Below are 14510 nucleotides of genomic sequence, written 5' to 3' on the forward strand. Positions count from 1 at the left end.
ACCGCCGGGCCGGTCGACGCCCCGGCGGCCGTGGCACGGCTTCTCCTACGCGGATCGGGCGACGACGGCCCCGCACCGGGCCCGAGCTGGGCGGGGCCGGGCAGGACGACGGCCGGTTGCCCGGCGGGCACTTCACAAAAAGGATCCGACGAGATTTTGAAGGATAAGTAAACTGGGAGCGATTACAGCGGCACTGATCCACCGGCCTTTCCCGAGGTGGTCAGTGCTTTCACCGAAGACTCGAGATCGCGGGTGAACAACGTCGGCGTCCAGCAGGTCACTTCAGCCTCCGGAGCACCGTGCCCGATCGCCGTACGGCTCCACGGCATCGTGAGCCCCCCTGCCCTCAGGGAGCCGGCCCAGATGTCGGCGCGGCCGAGCCGGCCGGTCCGGGCGCCGATCACCGTGGCACGGCACGAGCCGCGCGAGCGGACCCGGCACGTGCGGCGACGCCTCCGGAAGCCGGTCGCCTCCTGGCGGAGCATGCCACCGCCTCAGGTGCCCTGCCGTACGACGGTCGCGATCGGGCAGGTGCTCACCGGGCCCGGTTCAGGTCTTTCCGATGCCACCGCCATGTCGACCCCTTCCACCCCTCGATCGTCTGCAGAGGTTTCCCCGTGAGCACTGCCGTCCGTGTCACAGTCACATCCGACGACACCCTGGAGAACGTGTCCCTGCTCGCCCTGGCCGGCGAGCTCGACTACACCAACGCCGAGCGGCTCCAGCACGACTTCCAGGAATCCATCGGCACGGAGTCGCGCGATCTCATCGTCGATCTGAAGGATCTGACTTTCTGCGACTCCACCGGGATCCAGGTGTTCCTGGCCGTTCGGAAGCTCGTCCACGGCCGTGGCCACAGCGTCGTCCTGGCCCAGTTGCATCCCCGCCTGGAAAGGCTCTTCCACCTGACCGGGCTCACCCAGGCCTTCGGCATCCAGCCCACCGTCGGCGACGCCGTCGAGGCTCTGCAGGCACAACAGTCGTCATAGGGGTCCGTACGGGCGGGGTCCGCGTGCCGTCGCACGCGCGTCCCGGCCCGTAAGCCCTGCTCGTCCGGCTCGCACACCGCTCCCGTCCGGCTCGCACACCGGCCTCGTCCGGCTCACGCGCCGCTCTGCGGCGGACGGGTCCGCGGCGGGCGGTCCTCGGCGGATATCTCGTCTGCCCACATGGTCGTAAGTTGGCAATGACCGGGCAGGTGTTTAGCATCATGTAACTCGTCAGCAACGCCGTGATTCTGGAGCGAGTCGGCTCACCCTCCGGTGACTGCCAGACAAGGCGACGTCAAGGGGGTGTCGTGACCGGCGACCACGGCCAGCACTGGCCGATCGACGACGATCTCACCGCTCTGCGGCAACGTCTCCTCCGCCATGCGGCTCACGCCGGCATGCGCGGTGAACGGCTGGACGACCTGCTTCTCGCGGTCAACGAGGCCGTCATCAACGTTCTGGAGCACGGCGGCGGCAAGGGCACGTTGAGCATCTGGCACAACGACACCTGCATCACCGTGGAAGTCGTCGACACCATGGGCGATCTCGCCCCCCAGAACATCCCTCCGGAACGTCCCACCGGCACGGTGCGGGGATTCGGCCTGTGGCTGATGAGCCAGCTGTGCGACGAGTTCAGCATCCACCAGGTCTCCGGGGAGTCACGCGTCCGCCTGCGGATGTTCCTGCACCCCACTCCCGCCCTGTAGCCCCCGCTCCACGGCACGGTCCGATCCGACGGGGCCGATAAACGGATCGCCCGTACCGGTCGTCCCTGGATATCCTGCCCGCCCGCACGATCTCCACAGGGAGCGCAGGTTCATGGTCCGCTACACCGACGCCGTCGACACGATCGAAGCCGACCGGCTTAAGGGCTTCTTCGTGGGATGGCCGACTCCCGCGTCTCCCGAGCAGCACCTGGCGGTTCTGCGGGGGAGCTACCGCGCGGTCGTCGCGATCGACGAGGAGACGGACCGCGTCGTCGGCTTCGTCAACATGATCAGTGACGGCGTCCTGACCGCGCTCGTCCCCTGGCTGGAGGTCCTCCCCGAATACCAGGGGCAGGGGATCGGCAGCGAGCTGGTGCGGCGGATCCTCGCGGACACCGAGCACCTCTACTCCGTCGACCTCCTCTGCGACGCGTCACTCCAGCCCTATTACGAGCGCTTCGGCATGCTCCGGCTCCCCGGCATGACCCTCCGGCACCGCTCCGCCCTCCAGGGCTGAGGCGACGGCCCCGGAGGACCGCCCTGCTCCGGGGCACGATTCACCCGGGTACGGCCCTGCCGTACTCCAGATATGCCGGTCCACCGAGCTCGCGAGCGGCGGCCGCCGCCTTGACCCGCCGGGCCAGGCGCTCGTTCAGCAGGTCGTCCACGTCCTCGACGGGGTGGAAGCCGAAGCCCGTCAGCTCGCCGTCGGCGAACGTGATCCGCCTGAGCGTGTCCGCGCCGAGCACGCCACCGTCGAAGACGAAAAGGATCAGGTCGCCCACCCCCTGGTGAGGCGCCCAGTCCACCGCGAGCAGGCGGCCGATCGGCGGCTGGATGCCGAGCTCCTCACCGACCTCGCGGACACAGGCCTCGTAGGGGGTCTCTCCCGGCTCCACGCCCCCGCCGGGGATCTCCCGATCCGTCTTGTAGGACGGATGGACGATCATGACGCGGCCGTCCTCGTCGAAGAAGAGCGCACCCGCCGCCGCCCGGGCACGGGTGCGGGGCAGGCCGTCCTGCTCACTCATGGTTTCGACTCTAGGCGAGCCCCGTCCGCGGGACCACGGGCAGATCGCCTACCGGGCCGGCGCCGCGATCCCGCACCGGCGGCGGGTCCGCGGCTCCTCTCGCCCAGGTACGAAGCCTTTGCCTGAGACGGAGATCAATCCGCAGGTCAGCGGGGGATGACGAGCATATCGTCTGTGCGCTGGGGGGATTCGATGGGCCTTCTTAGGGTGGGCAGGGTCGGTGTGGCGGTTGCGGCGGCGGGCGCCGTGCTCGTCGGGTGCATGCCGTGGCAGGGTGAGGAACCGCAGGACAAGAAGGACACCGGCGTGGCCGCCGCCGCCAAGGCCTCCGCGGCCGCCGCCGGGCAGGCGGCCCTTCTCAAGACCAGGCTGGCGGCCGCCGCGAAGGTCCACGCCAACGAGCTGGGGCAGATTCCCGTGCTCATGTACCACCGGGTGGTGGACAAGCCGGCGACCCAGGATGACCGCACCCCGCAGCAGTTCCGCACGGAGCTGGAGCGGCTGGCCAGGGAGGACTACGTCCCGATCACGGCGGCCGAATACGTCACCGGGCGCATCGACATCCCCGCGGGGCGGCACCCGGTCGTCCTCACCTTCGACGACTCGTCCCCGTCGCAGTTCGACCTGGACGGCATGGGCGCGCCCAAACCGCAGACCGCCGTCGCCATCCTCCAGGAGGTCGCCCAGCGTCACCCGGGATTCCGCCCGGTGGCCACGTTCTACGTGACGCGCGACATGTTCGGGAAGACGACCCCGGAAGAGCAGGCCCAGATGCTGATGTGGCTCCGTGACAAGGGGTTCGACATCGGCAACCACACTCGCGACCACCAGAGCCTCCGCGGCAAGCCGGAGAAGCAGGTGAGCTCCGAGGTCGCCGCCGGCCACGAGCTCATCACCAAGCTGCTGAACGCCAACCCCGTCACGCTGGCGCTGCCGTACGGCAACCAGCCGACCAAGAAGGAGTGGGGCCGCAAGGGCGCCGCCGGTGACGTCTCCTACGACTACGGCGGGGTGTTCCTCGCCGGATACACCCCCGCCATGTCGCCGTTCAACAAGAAGTTCGACCCGGACGGCATCCCGCGCATCCGCTCGATGGACAAGACCGGCGACTGCGTGAAGTTCTGCTCCACCGCCTGGCTCGACTGGCTGAAGGCGAACGGCGACGAGCGCTACACCTCCGACGGAGACGCGAAGACGGTCGCCTTCCCGAAGTTCAAGACGCCGTTCGTGGTCAAGCGTTACACCGACCGCGTCCTCGCCTACTGACCCGCTCGTCCGGGACGGCGGTCGCGGGCGGGTGACGGACCTGGAGCGGGACGGGCGACGGACCCGGAACCGGGGGCGGGTCCCCGGCCGGAGCGGGGCGGCGGAGAGGTTTTCGGCGTCCGGTGTCCCGCCTCGGCGTCAGTGTGACAGGATCCTGGTCTCCTTGACACCGGTCCTCTCGGTGGGCGCCGGGGCGCGGAGACCCCGCACCCCCGGGGAGAGCAGCGCGGCGAGGGAGGACAGCACGATGACCGCGGCGCACCCGAGCAGGGCGGGCCTCGGGCCGATCACGATCGCCAGCGGTCCCGCCACCAGCAGGCCGACCGGGCCGAACATCAGGGATCCGAGAGCGTCGTAGGAGCTGACCCGCGACAGCGACTCGGCCGGGATCTCCCGCTGCATCGTGGTGTTCCACAGCACCCCGAAGATGTCGAAGCAGACCCCCATCACGACCGCCCCGAGGATGATCGTCCACAGCGGGGTCCCCAGGCCGAGCAGCAGGTAGGGCAGCGCCGTGGGCACGGTGAGGATCGTGCCGACCAGAATGGGGCGGCGGGGGCGCAGCCGCAGCGCGATGAAGACGCCGCCGATCATGCCGACCGCCTCGCCGGCCAGGATCGCCGCCCAGGCCGCCGCCCCGCCCAGGTTCTCCTCGGCCACCAGTGGCCCGAGCACGCCGTGCGCGGCCTGCACGGCCATCACCAGCACCGAGAACTGCGCGACCACCACCCACAGCCACTGCCTGGAGACGAACTCGCGCCAGCCGCCGCGCAGGTCGGCGAGGACCGAGTGGCTCCCGGCCGCGGAGCGTTCCGCCGGGGTGAGGCGGAGCGCCGCGATGAGCACGCCCGCCACGGCGAACATGGTGCCGCTGACGATGAGCGCCCAGCCGCCGCCGAGCAGGACGACCGTGGCCCCGCTCAGGATGAGCCCGGCGACGCGCGAGCTGTTGGCGCCCAGTCCCAGCAGGGCGTTGGCGGTCTGCAGCCGGTCGGCGGGGACGACGTCGGGGATGATGCCGGTCAGGGCGGGGAAGAGGATCGCCATCGCGACGCCGCTGATCGCCGCGGCCGTCACCAGGGCGGGGAGCGGGGTCCATCCGGTGAGCAGCATCGCGGCGAGGCAGAAGAACGCCGCCGCGTTGATCGCCTCACCGGCCATCATCACCCGGTGCCGGGGCAGCCGGTCGGCGATCACTCCGCCCACGAGCATGAACGCCACCATCGGCAGCGCCTCCGCCGTGAGCACCACCGACAGCGTCGTGGCCGTCGCTCCCGGCAGGGCGAGGATGCCGAAGGCGAGGGCCACGGGTGCGAACGAGCTGCCCAGCACCGAGACGGTCCGGGCGACGAGCAGCAAGGTGAAGCGCCGATCTCGGAGTATCTCGAGGTCGCGGCGGTAGCTGTGCACGTGCTGGCTCCTTCACGAAATGCCCGAAGAGCCTCCATCCTGCCGTTCTTCGGGCAGGATGTCGCTTCAATATGCGGGGCCCGCGACCACCCGCGCCCGGAGACGCACCGGCGGGGTTCCGTACGGCGGAGCGGCGGGGATTCCGTACGGCGGAGCGGCGGGGATTCCGTACGGCGGAGCGGCAGCGGTGAAGGCGGTGGAGAAGAGCGGAGCGGCAGGGGTGAAGGCAGTGGAGAAGGGCGGGGCGGGCACGGCCGGAAAAGTCACGCGGTGAGAAACCCTCAGGCCGTTATCGAGAGCGCGAAAAGTCCCCCGTGCATGCGAAAAGACCCGCGACAAAGTGCCATATAGCCGTATTGACCTGCGAAAACGGGGCAATGCACCCTGCCTTCCGTTCAGCGCCCCGGCTAAAATACCGACTCAGGAGCGCGAAGCATCGGACGATCGAGACCGGTGGTCGGCAAGGAGGCCTCCATGGACTACGACGTCTTCGACCTCGGTGATGTCCGGCTGCAGAGCGGCATCACGTTGCCCGCCGCCGAGCTGGCGTACAAGACCTACGGCGAGCTCAACGCCGGCAGGGACAACGTGATCGTCTACCCGACGTGGTACTCGGGCCAGCACTACGACAACGAATGGCTGATCGGCGAGGGCATGGCGCTCGATCCGTCGAAGTACTTCATCATCATCCCCAACATGCTCGGCAACGGGTTGTCGTCGTCTCCCAGCACCACCCCGCCTCCGCACGACCGTGCGCGTTTCCCGCACGTGACGATGTACGACAACGTCCAGGCGCAGCACCGCCTCGTCACCGAGCGGTTCGGCGTCGAGCGTCTGGAGCTCGTCACGGGCTGGTCCATGGGAGCCGGGCAGACCTACCAGTGGGCGGTCAGCCATCCGGACATGGTCCGGCGGATACTTCCCTTCTGCGGCGCGGCGAAGACCAGCCTGCACAACATCGTCTTCCTTGAGGGCGTCAAGGCCGCCCTCACGGCCGACGCGGCGTGGGACAACGGCTGGTACCGCGAGCAGCCGGGCGTCGGGCTGCGGGCGCTGGCCCGGGTCTACGCGGGCTGGGGCTTCTCCCAGCAGTTCTACCGGGAGAAAATCTACGAGCGCGAGCCGCTCGGCTACGGCTCCCTCGAAGACTTCCTCGTCGGCTTCTGGGAGGGGTTGTTCATCAAGCGCGACGCGGACAACCTGCTCGCCATGCTGTGGACCTGGCAGAACGCCGACGTGGGGAGAACTCCGGGGTTCGGCGGCGTGGAGGAGGCGCTCGCCGCGATCCGCGCGCCGGCGATCGTCATGCCCGCGGAGCAGGACCTCTACTTCCCGCCTGAGGACAGCGAGTGGGAGGTCGCCCACATGTCCGACGCGGAGCTGCGGGTCATCCCTGGCGCGTGGGGGCACTTCGCCGGCGGCGGTCTCAATCCGGTCGACACGACGTTCATCGACGACGCCCTCAAGGAACTGCTCGCGAAGGACGTGTAGCCGACGCTCGTCCTCGGGACGGGAAAACCCTTGGACAGGCTCCGAGGCCGGCTGGCAGTTTCGAAGGATGGCACGGACATTCGAGGACCTCGTCGCCGAGGCCGGATCCGTCTCCGTCGACGGGTGGGACTTCTCATGGCTCGACGGCCGGGCGACGGAGGAGCGCCCCTCGTGGGGATACGCACGGCTCCTGGGTGAGCGGATGGCGCAGGCGTCGGCCGCGCTGGACGTCGAGACCGGCGGCGGGGAGGTGCTCGCGGGTGTGCCGCGGCTCGCCCCTCGGACGGTCGCCACGGAGTCCTGGCCGCCGAACCTCGCGCTGGCGACCGCACGGCTGCGTCCGCGCGGGGTCACGGTCGTCGCCACCGGCGACGAGCGGCGGCTCCCGTTCGGCGACGGCGTCTTCGACCTGGTGACCAGCCGCCACCCGGTGACCACCTGGTGGGAGGAGATCTCCCGCGTGCTCCAGCCGGGAGGGACGTACTTCTCCCAGCAGGTCGGCCCCCGGACCGCCATGAGGCTGACGGAGTTCTTCATGGGCCCCCAGCCGGCCGGCTCCGGACGCGATCCCGAGCGGGCCGGGGCGGCGGCCGAGGCGGCGGGGCTTGAGGTGCGCGACCTCCGGATGGAGTCGCTGCGCATGACCTTCCACGACATCGGCGCTGTGATCTACTACCTGCGAAAAGTGATCTGGATCGTCCCGGGGTTCACGGTCGACCGTTACCGCACAGAGCTCAAGGCCCTGCACGACCGGATCCAGGCCGACGGCCCCTTCCTCGCGCACACGACGCGGTTTCTCATCGAAGCCCGCAGACCGGACTGACGGCCACGGGAGACGGGAGACGGAAGGGACGTCCACGGGGATCGTCGCCCGGCCGGTCAGGTGACCGGGACGATTCCGGCCTCGACGAGGACGCCGTCCTCGATCCGCAGCAGGCCCAGGGTGCCGTGGGGCTGGCGACGCCGGTCCGTCGGCGATCCGGGGTTGAAGATGCGCAGCCCGGCGTCGCTCTCGTCGAGCGGGATGTGGGAGTGGCCGAAGATCACCAGATCGGCCGAGGGGAACCGGCGGCGCATGCGGGCAAGCCGTCCCCGCGCCGCCCCGCTGTCGTGGATCATCGCCACGCGCAGCCCGCCGAGGTCGAGTTCGAGCGTCTCGGGCGCCGCGATGTCGGGCCCGTCGTTGTTGCCCTTGACGACGTGGACCGGCGCGTAGGTGGCCAGCTCGTCGAGCACGCCGGCGGTGCAGACGTCACCGGCGTGCAGGATCAGGTCCGCGCCGCGGAGGTGCCCGGCCACCCGCGGCGGGCACGACTTCCACCGCCGTGGCGCGTGCGTGTCGGCGAGGACCACTACTTTCACGACACCATTCTCCCGCCGCACCCCGTCCGCCGTACGCCCGGCCTTGCGGGACACGCGTGCCGGCGGGAGCGGACGGCCGGAGTATTCTTACTATTGAAGATCGTAGACGGTCGGGGCGGCCCTGCCCCATGCGTACGGAGGCGAGGATGGACGGCCCGGCCCGCAGGCATCCGTTGCGGATGCCTCGCCGGCTGTTGCTGCTCATAACGCTCGTCCTGGGCATCGCGGGAATGCACACGCTGGGACACGCCGACCACGGCGGGGACCGGCCCGGCGCGGCCGCGGAGCACCGGGGCCCTGATGCGGCCCTCGCGCCTCCACCGGCCCCGGAGTCCGTGGACGGGTGGTGGGTGTCGGACACGGACAGCGACCTGCCCCGTCTCGACCCGGCCTCGGTCTGCCTGGCCGTGCTGACCGCGCTCCTCGTCCTGCTCCTCGGCGCGCTGTGGGCGCGGCGGCGGGCGCCACGGGCCGGGACCGTCGCCCTCGCGTCGTCGCCGCCCGTCGCCCGGCCGCCGCCCAGGAGAACGGCTCTGCGCCTGGCACGCCTTTCGGTTCTGCGCATATAGGCCGGCCACGTCGGCGGACGGTCCCCGAGACCTGCCCGCGGACGACCGGCACGCAGGTACCACGAACCGGAAAGAGACCAGTCAATGACGTTCACCAACCGATCCGCCACCCGCAGGCTCGCACTCGCCGCCGCGGGGACCGGCATGCTCGTACTGCTCACGGCCTGCGGCGGGGATGACCGGCCGTCGGCCGCGCCCACCGGCACGCCCGGCGGCGCGCAGGCCGCCGCCACGAGCCCGCAGCCGTCGGCCTCCTTCAACGACGCCGACGTCGCCTTCGCCCAGATGATGATCCCGCATCACGAGCAGGCGGTGGAGATGGCCGAGCTCGCCGAGTCGCGGGCCGGCGCTCCCGAGGTCAAGGAGCTCGCGGCGAAGATCAAGGTCGCTCAGGATCCCGAGATCGCCGTCATGAACGGCTGGCTGTCAGCCTGGGGCAAGCCTGCCGGCCCCGAGGGGGGTCATGGGGGGCACGACATGCCCGGGATGATGACCGGAGAGGACATGGCCAAGCTCCGTGAGGCCAAGGGCGCAGAGTTCGACCGGATGTTCGCCAAGCTGATGATCGCCCACCACAAGGGGGCGATCGAGATGGCCAGGACTGAGCAGGCCCAGGGGAGCAACCCCGAGGCCAAGTCGCTGGCCAGGAACATCGAGACCACGCAGCAGGCCGAGGTGGAGCAGTTGCAGGGACTGCTCGACCGTCTCTGACTCACATCCTCTGACGCAGGTCCTCTGACGGCACTCCGCGTCAGGCCGGTGCCCGGGAGCGCACGCATCCGGGCACCGGCGCCGCTCCCGGGCCCGTTCACCGCGTTCGCCGCGTTCGCCGCGTTCGCCACGTTCGTCACGTTCACCGCGTTCGCCACGTCCCTCCTGCCTGTCATGCCCGTCATGCCCGGCTTCCGGGTGGACGGCCCTCGGCGCGGCTTCGAGCGCGACGGCCACCACCGCATGGGCCACCACCACACCGGCCACCGCCGCACCGGCCGCCACCGCGCGGGCCGTCGGCCATCGGCCATCGGCCATCGGCATCCGGGGGCATCGCACCGATCTCCCGTAGTAGTCCCCCGCTTCTCCGGAGGCGTTCCCCCTCCGGGCATCATCCGCCGGCGCGATCGGCCCCGCTACCGGAATCCACCCGTTGCCCATGTACCCCCATGGGGTATAAATTGGCGCATATCGGGGACGGCCGACCGGGCCGGCTGATGGGCAAGGAGAAGGCGATGTCCGAATCGACGCAGCACACGGGCCACCCGGAGCACGGAGAGCACCACGGGCACGATCACCACGCGCCCATGGGCCACTCCTCGACGGTGACGTGGCGGATGGCCGCGTCGGCGACCCTGCACTGCCTCACCGGGTGCGCCATCGGCGAGGTGCTCGGCATGGTGATCGGCACGGCTCTGGGCTGGTCCAACACGGCGACCATCGTCTTGGCCGTCGTGCTGGCCTTCTTCTTCGGCTACGCCCTCACCATCGTGGGACTACGCAAGTCCGGCCTCGGCTGGCGCGAGCTCGTACGGCTGGCGCTCGCCGCCGACACCGTGTCGATCATCGTCATGGAGATCGTCGACAACGGCGTGATGATGGTGGTGCCCGGCGCCATGGACGCCGGGCTCACCTCGGGCCTGTTCTGGGGCGCTCTCGCGTTCGCCCTGCTGGTGGCCTTCCTCGTCACCACTCCGATCAACAAGTGGATCATCGGCAAGGGCAAGGGGCACGCGGTGGTCCACGCCTACCACCACTGAGAACCGCCTCATCGGCCGGAGGCGGACCTCCCGGCGAGCAGTCCCGCGACGGCGTCCGCCGCCTCGGGATGCCGGACCAGCAGATCGGCCACCTCGCGGTGCTCGGGTCCGCCGGCGAGGTGAACGGCCGGCTGCCACCCCGCCTCGCACCCGAGCAGCACGGCCACGGCGTCACATGCCGCCGGGTGACCGGCCAGCAGGTCGGCCACCGGCCCGGCCGGCGCGGGCACCGGTCCGGCCACCGCCTTCGGCGTCTCCCTCGCCGACCACGGCGGTACCCACGTGTCGACGGAGGACAGGCCCGCCGGGAACGTGCGGCCCGCCTCGCGGACGAGCACGGGCACCAGCTCGTGCGCCTGGTCACGCAGGGTCGTGATCAATTTGGGGAGCCACGGGAGCAGGACGGTGTCGGGCAGCCGGGCGAAGGCCTTGGACATCACCTCGACCACGAAGGGCGCCAGCGCCGGAACCGGCTCAAGCGCCTGCACGAACCCGCTCAGGTACAGCGGGAACGCCGGGACGACGAGGGGGTTGTCCAGCAGCTCGTCACACCGCGATCGCAGCTCGTCCTGCGTGAGCAGGCCGAGCCGGAACCGGGCGGCCCACAGCAGCGCCACCTTGGCCGGCGCCTCGGGATGCGACTGCCGTACGGCGAGTTCGAGCTGGGCGCGGTCACACCCCAGGGCCAGCGCGAGACTCTCCATGCTGGACAGGAATCCGAGCATGGCGGCCACCTGGCGGACGCCGACCTCCTCGTCCACGAAAGCGGTCGGCAGCAGCGTGCAGTAGTGCGCGTACCCGGTGGTGACGAAGTCCTCGCACCAGGCCGGCAGCACCGGCTCGGTCGCGCGGTAGTGGGCCAGCAACCGGCGGATCCGGCGCAGCACGTCGGGGGCGTCGTCCACGGTGCGCTCGGCGGCCAGCAGTTCCACGGCCCGACCGCCGAGCTCGTCGGTGAACCGCCGGCTGCCCAGGTACAGGATGGCGTCCTCCACCGCCGCGAGAGCGACGGCGGCGGTGGCCTCAGGCGCCCACACGGTACGGCGCAGGCGCTGCTCCAGCACCTGCTCGACGGTGACTCCCTCGTAGCCCAGCTCGATGATCGATCGCTGGTGACGGCCGATCGCCAGGTCCCAGCTCTCCTGGATCGGCCGCTCACCGAGGCGACGCGCGCCCATGATGGGACGGACGGCGTCCTCAGGCAGCAGGTAGCGCAGCATCCACAGCAGGTGGGAGCAGGGCACCAGCTCCGGGTCCGCGGCGAGGTTCAGCAGCGCCCGCTGCTGGGTGCGCTTCTCCAGGTCGAGCCCGAGCGGCTTCAACCGGTCGTAGACGTCCTGGGCCAGCGGCGGGAGTGCCCGGTAGCCGACCTCTCCGATCCGGTCACCGCCCAGAAGGATCTCGCACAGGCGGCGCACGTCCCGGCGGCCGGGCACCACGTCCTTCTCGATGCACGTGACCGCGGCGTCCTGGAAGTCGTAGGGCGTGGGACGGGCCCGGTTACGCAGGCCGGCGAGCAGGATGGACGTCTCGAACACGGCGATGGCGTCCGCCGTACTGGCCAGGTAACCGTTGCGGCGGGCCAGCCGGACGATGTCGACGCACCAGCCCAGCAGCTCCGCCTCGTCGAGACCGTCCAGCGCGGGCGGGTTCGCCAGGAAACCGGACAGCCGATCGGTGACCGGCCCCTGCGGGACGGGCGCCGCCGGCCGCGCGCGCCCGGGGCGCTTGCGGGCCCCTTTCTGGCCTTCGAGCTGGTACGGCGTGACGCCGTGGCGTGCCACGGCCTTGGTCCAGGTCGCCGCGGCGATCGACACCGAGCCGGAGGCCAGCGCGAACTGGGCCTCGATGGCGGAGTGGCTGGACGGGATGAGCCCGTACAGCCAGCGCGTGGCTGTCCGGGGGCTGATGTCGTAGGCCGGCGCCTCCGCCGCCAGGCCGAACTGCTCGACCCGGCTGGCCGCGTGGAACGCGCCGCACACGTACAGGCACTGCGACGGGTCGGCGTCCGACGCGGCCAGGTGCTCCCGCATCCGGGTCCACATGTAGCGCTCGCGGTCCTCGTCGCGGGCCAGCCGATCGCCCCCGTCAGGGCCCAGCCGTCGGAACAGGCTGCCGATCAGCACCATGACCTGGCGGTAGGTGTCGTAGTCCGCTCCGGCCAGGGGCTGCTCCACGTACTGGTCCCACCACTCGGACCAGTGCCGGACCTTGCCGTGGTGGAGCAGGTGCTCCTCAAGCTCGGCGAAGCGGGGCCGCAGGTCGCCGATCTCGACGCCGACGGCGTCGCCGTGCAGGGCCGCTTCCTCGCCGTGCCCGGCGGCGCCGTCGGCGTCATCGCCGGCGGCCGGCTCGCGGGGCAGCCACTGGAAGACGTGGTCCGCCGAACGGTCCACCAGCACCAGCTCGACCCCCGGCGTGTCGAGGGCGTAGGCGATGGCCTGGTACTCGGCCGACGCCTCGGTGATGGGCGCCACGACGCTGAGCGGCCCCCATGCCGGCGGGAAACCGTCGATCTCCGACGCGAACGCCTGCAACGCCACGGGCAGCCGGCAGTTGCGCAGCTCGTCCAGGAGCGGCCGCAGGTCCTCGCACAGCTCCAGGTAGATGACCCTGGGCTGCTTCTCCCGCAGGCGTCGCACCATGGCCAGCGCCGAGGCCGGTGAGTGGTGGCACACCGGGAAGATCTCAAGCTCCTCGCGCAGCGCCCGGTCGACGTCGTCGACCAGGCCCGACAGGATGCCGGGCAGGGCGCTCGGCGCGTCGGCGAAGGCGGTGGCGGCACCGAGGAGCTGCTCGCGCAGGGCGCCGAAAGGACTCATGACAGCGTGGAGATCGCCTGGCGGCCGCCTTCGAGGAAGTCCTTCCACTCCCCGCCTTCCTGCTTGCTGCGGGGCTCGACGACACCGTGCCAGTACTTGTTCAGGATGGCCAGGTCCTCAGGACTGCGACGGGCCAGTGAGCCGACCAGCGAGCCGGCGAGCGTCTCGGCCCGCAGCGTGCGGTCGCCGAAGAAGTGGCTGTGCAGGATGGCGTCCTCGATCACGCCGATCTGCTCGGCCGTGGACAGCGCCGACTCCAGCTTCTCGTCGTCGCTGGTGGCCGACGCCGCCGCGGCCCGCAGGTCGGCGAAGCTCTGCAGCAGGATGTCCAGCAGCGTGGGCGGCAGGTCCAGCTCGATCCGGTGCCGGCGCAGCAGTTCCGTGGTGCGGAACCGTACGATCTCCGCCTCGCTGCGCTTGTTCGTCACCACGGGGATCCGGATGAAGTTGAAGCGCCGCTTCAGGGCCGACGAGAGGTCGTTCACGCCCCGGTCCCTGCTGTTGGCCGTGGCGATGATCGAGAATCCGGGCTGGGCGAACACGATGTTGTCGTCGTCGAGTTCGGGGACGGACACGTACTTCTCGGAGAGAATGGAGATCAGGGCGTCCTGCACGTCGCTGGTCGAGCGGGTCAGCTCCTCGAAGCGGCCGATCACGCCCTGCTCCATCGCCGTCATGATCGGCGAGGGGATCATCGACTCCCGGGACTGCCCCTTGGCGATCACCATGGAGACGTTCCACGAGTACTTGATGTGGTCCTCGGTCGTGCCGGCAGTCCCCTGGACGACCAGGGTCGAGTTGCGGCAGACGGCGGCCGCGAGCAGCTCGGCGAGCCAGCTCTTGCCGGTGCCCGGATCCCCGATCAGCAGCAGACCGCGGTCCGACGCCAGGGTCACGATGGCGCGTTCGACGAAGCTGCGGTCACCGAACCACTTCTGGGAGATCTCCCGGTCGAGCCCGTCGGAGCGCTCGGACCCGAGCACGAACAGCCGCACCATCCGGGGGCTGAGCCGCCACGAGAACGGTTTGGGGCCGTCGTCGACCGACTCCAGCCAGTCGAGCTCCTCGGCGTACTTCACCTCGGCGGGGGCACGCAGCATCTCGTCGGTCAT

At 70.5% G+C, this 14510-nt stretch carries 14 protein-coding genes; 9 read left to right on the forward strand and 5 right to left on the reverse strand.

What is annotated here, in order from left to right; genetic code table 11:
- Nucleotides 1-617: 617 nt before the first annotated feature.
- The 3 genes from CA984_RS01625 to CA984_RS01635 all read left to right on the forward strand — a co-directional run bounded on the left by CA984_RS01625 (nt 618) and on the right by CA984_RS01635 (nt 2213).
- Nucleotides 618-989, forward strand: coding sequence for an STAS domain-containing protein (locus CA984_RS01625; RefSeq protein ID WP_086567116.1), 372 nt, complete (start codon nt 618-620; stop codon nt 987-989).
- 308 nt (nt 990-1297) lie between these two features.
- Nucleotides 1298-1696, forward strand: coding sequence for an ATP-binding protein (locus CA984_RS01630; protein ID WP_086567119.1), 399 nt, complete (start codon nt 1298-1300; stop codon nt 1694-1696).
- Nucleotides 1697-1808: 112 nt separating this feature from the next.
- The gene (locus tag CA984_RS01635) at nt 1809-2213 is read left to right on the forward strand and encodes a GNAT family N-acetyltransferase (protein ID WP_086567121.1); all 405 of its coding nucleotides are present in this window, start codon (nt 1809-1811) and stop codon (nt 2211-2213) included.
- Nucleotides 2214-2253: 40 nt separating this feature from the next.
- Here the strand turns inward: CA984_RS01635 and CA984_RS01640 are convergent, their stop codons facing one another.
- Nucleotides 2254-2727, reverse strand: coding sequence for an NUDIX domain-containing protein (locus CA984_RS01640; RefSeq protein ID WP_086567122.1), 474 nt, complete (start codon nt 2725-2727; stop codon nt 2254-2256).
- Between the two features lie 192 nt (nt 2728-2919).
- Here CA984_RS01640 and CA984_RS01645 point away from each other — a divergent pair, with 192 nt between their 5' ends.
- The gene (locus CA984_RS01645; protein WP_242675671.1) at nt 2920-3993 is read left to right on the forward strand and encodes a polysaccharide deacetylase family protein; all 1074 of its coding nucleotides are present in this window, start codon (nt 2920-2922) and stop codon (nt 3991-3993) included.
- Between the two features lie 138 nt (nt 3994-4131).
- Here the strand turns inward: CA984_RS01645 and CA984_RS01650 are convergent, their stop codons facing one another.
- The gene (locus CA984_RS01650; protein ID WP_086567128.1) at nt 4132-5403 is read right to left on the reverse strand and encodes an MFS transporter; all 1272 of its coding nucleotides are present in this window, start codon (nt 5401-5403) and stop codon (nt 4132-4134) included.
- Nucleotides 5404-5877: 474 nt separating this feature from the next.
- On the opposite strand from CA984_RS01650, the gene CA984_RS01655 reads away from it, so the two are divergent.
- On the forward strand, nt 5878-6894 hold the full coding sequence (locus CA984_RS01655) for an alpha/beta fold hydrolase (protein ID WP_086567232.1): 1017 nt from the start codon (nt 5878-5880) through the stop codon (nt 6892-6894).
- A gap of 67 nt (nt 6895-6961) precedes the next feature.
- On the forward strand, nt 6962-7717 hold the full coding sequence (locus tag CA984_RS01660; protein ID WP_086567130.1) for a class I SAM-dependent methyltransferase: 756 nt from the start codon (nt 6962-6964) through the stop codon (nt 7715-7717).
- 56 nt (nt 7718-7773) lie between these two features.
- On the opposite strand, the gene CA984_RS01665 is transcribed toward CA984_RS01660, so the two are convergent.
- Nucleotides 7774-8256 (reverse strand): metallophosphoesterase family protein, encoded by a 483-nt coding sequence (locus CA984_RS01665; protein ID WP_086567133.1) that lies wholly within the window; start codon nt 8254-8256, stop codon nt 7774-7776.
- Nucleotides 8257-8402: 146 nt separating this feature from the next.
- On the opposite strand from CA984_RS01665, the gene CA984_RS01670 reads away from it, so the two are divergent.
- The 3 genes from CA984_RS01670 (at nt 8403) to CA984_RS01680 (ending at nt 10576) form a co-directional block, all read left to right on the forward strand.
- Nucleotides 8403-8825 carry a DUF6153 family protein gene (locus CA984_RS01670; RefSeq protein ID WP_086567235.1) on the forward strand — a complete coding sequence of 141 codons (423 nt, stop codon included), beginning with the start codon at nt 8403-8405 and terminating at the stop codon, nt 8823-8825.
- A gap of 84 nt (nt 8826-8909) precedes the next feature.
- The gene (locus tag CA984_RS01675) at nt 8910-9536 is read left to right on the forward strand and encodes a DUF305 domain-containing protein (protein ID WP_086567135.1); all 627 of its coding nucleotides are present in this window, start codon (nt 8910-8912) and stop codon (nt 9534-9536) included.
- A 515-nt stretch (nt 9537-10051) separates the two neighbouring features.
- A complete protein-coding gene (locus tag CA984_RS01680; RefSeq protein ID WP_086567238.1) occupies nt 10052-10576 on the forward strand; it encodes a DUF4396 domain-containing protein in 525 nt (174 codons plus the stop codon).
- Nucleotides 10577-10584: 8 nt separating this feature from the next.
- Here the strand turns inward: CA984_RS01680 and CA984_RS01685 are convergent, their stop codons facing one another.
- Nucleotides 10585-13398, reverse strand: coding sequence for a DUF5682 family protein (locus CA984_RS01685; protein WP_086567138.1), 2814 nt, complete (start codon nt 13396-13398; stop codon nt 10585-10587).
- Nucleotides 13395-14510 carry an ATP-binding protein gene (locus CA984_RS01690; RefSeq protein WP_031158397.1) on the reverse strand — a complete coding sequence of 372 codons (1116 nt, stop codon included), beginning with the start codon at nt 14508-14510 and terminating at the stop codon, nt 13395-13397. The genes CA984_RS01685 and CA984_RS01690 overlap by 4 nt, the downstream gene beginning before the upstream one ends.

This window comes from Streptosporangium minutum, from assembly GCF_002149035.1.
Taxonomy (GTDB): Bacteria; Actinomycetota; Actinomycetes; order Streptosporangiales; family Streptosporangiaceae; genus Streptosporangium; species Streptosporangium minutum.